This window comes from Photorhabdus kayaii (genome assembly GCF_025384895.1).
In the GTDB taxonomy this organism is placed as follows: domain Bacteria; phylum Pseudomonadota; class Gammaproteobacteria; order Enterobacterales; family Enterobacteriaceae; genus Photorhabdus; species Photorhabdus kayaii.
On record NZ_JAJAFZ010000171.1, the window covers coordinates 1 to 1,546 of the forward strand.

The window sequence follows — 1,546 nt, forward strand, 5'->3', positions numbered from 1 at the left end:
GCCTATTGAGATAGGCTCTAAGTTAAATAACCAATAGCACCGCTACACTCAGTCCTTAAACTCAGTTATAGCTATAGGCTTTCACTTTAATACAAGGTGTTACACTATTTTTAAGTTTAACTTAAATAAAATAGTAAGATTTGAAAAATATTAACATTTGGCATTCTGCTTCTTAATAGAAGATGTATTATCTCGTTAGATTTTTTAATTCCTCAATCTATAATTTATTTTAAACTATGTATAAAAATACAAACCATACAAAAAAATCAATAAATTAATAATCTAATTTTCAATATCGTGATTCACGTCATAATTAATTAATCACACATAAATACCATAAATTCAAATATGATATTACCAATTAGAATTACACTCCAGACAATATATTTAATCTTAATAATCAATGTCATACATTAAATAATTAGATCTATATACAAAATGCAGTTTTCACGCCCGATGAAAGTCTCTATAACTTTATCTCACATTTCTTCTTATTTTGGAAAAAAATGGTTTTTCGGTTCACTCGCTTGCTTCGAGTTCTAGAACTCAAATTAGCCAGCTCTATACCCTATGGATTTCAAGATGCATCGCGGCGGCAAGGGAGTGAATCCCCGGGAGCATAGCAAACTATGTGACCGGGGTGAGCGAGTGCAGCCAACAAAGAGGCAACTTGAAAGATGACGGGTATATACGCTGAGTAAACTATTTTCCAACTAAATAGCATTTCGTAATACCGATACAGTAGTCAATTTAATTAATGACTGAGCAACGGAAGTTTGATACCGAATAACCAACACTAACTCATGGTGTTGCTATGTATAGCTTGTCCCCTTGTCGTACAAGGCGTTTTGTAAAGTGATCTACTATTTTGAATAGCTTATTTAGGAGATCGCAATAATATGAAAGGCCACAATTAAAATGACCGGACAATATCCATTTCTAGATATTTTAATGCATGCTTATTTTAATCAGGACTTCGATATAATATCAGGTCCCGAACTTGATGATGTTATCAATGATTTTCTTCATGTCGCAACTCTGGGAATGATAAAAGGGTTAATAGAAAAAATCAATGATCTTATTGACATTTCCGAAGATGTAGAAAGCACATTTGATTATCATTACCATGATGCTGACGTTCTCCCAGAATGGTGGGGTATGACAGCACTTGAGTTTTTAAAGCATGTGTCAAATAAGTCACAAGATTATTTAAACGAGCACACTGAACAAGATGAATAATTAAAGTATTCTTAAATAAAAAAATAAACAAAGAGGTTTAATTCAATGGAAAAAGAAATAGAAAGAAAATATATCGATAATTTAATGCTGACTTATTTTCATCAAGATTATCAGTTATTTGGTGAAACAATAGATGAAATAGTAACTGATTATCTAAACTGTCAATAACCATAATAAGTTTAATAAGAGAGATTAATAATTTCACCCGTAATTCTGATGACGTAGAAAAAGACTTTCATAGCTTTAATTACGATGAATTTGTTCCTGAATTATGGGACACCACGGCGTTAGATTTTCTAAATCATGT

Annotated in this window: 2 protein-coding genes; both read left to right on the forward strand. The window is 31.5% G+C overall.

The genetic code is table 11. The annotated features are described in order from the left end of the window. Positions 1 to 918 precede the first annotated feature (918 nt). The gene (locus LGZ98_RS23665) at positions 919 to 1,239 is read left to right on the forward strand and encodes a contact-dependent growth inhibition system immunity protein (protein ID WP_113042083.1); all 321 of its coding nucleotides are present in this window, start codon (positions 919 to 921) and stop codon (positions 1,237 to 1,239) included. A gap of 45 nt (positions 1,240 to 1,284) precedes the next feature. Then, positions 1,285 to 1,407: a contact-dependent growth inhibition system immunity protein gene (locus LGZ98_RS23670; protein WP_158536540.1), complete on the forward strand. Its 123-nt coding sequence runs from the start codon at positions 1,285 to 1,287 to the stop codon at positions 1,405 to 1,407. Positions 1,408 to 1,546: the final 139 nt, after the last annotated feature.

Coding starts and splice junctions, on each gene's coding strand:
- LGZ98_RS23670 (WP_158536540.1), top strand. CDS start 1,285: ATGGAAAAAGAAATAGAAAGAAAATATATCGATAATTTAATGCTGACT.
- LGZ98_RS23665 (WP_113042083.1), top strand. CDS start 919: ATGACCGGACAATATCCATTTCTAGATATTTTAATGCATGCTTATTTT.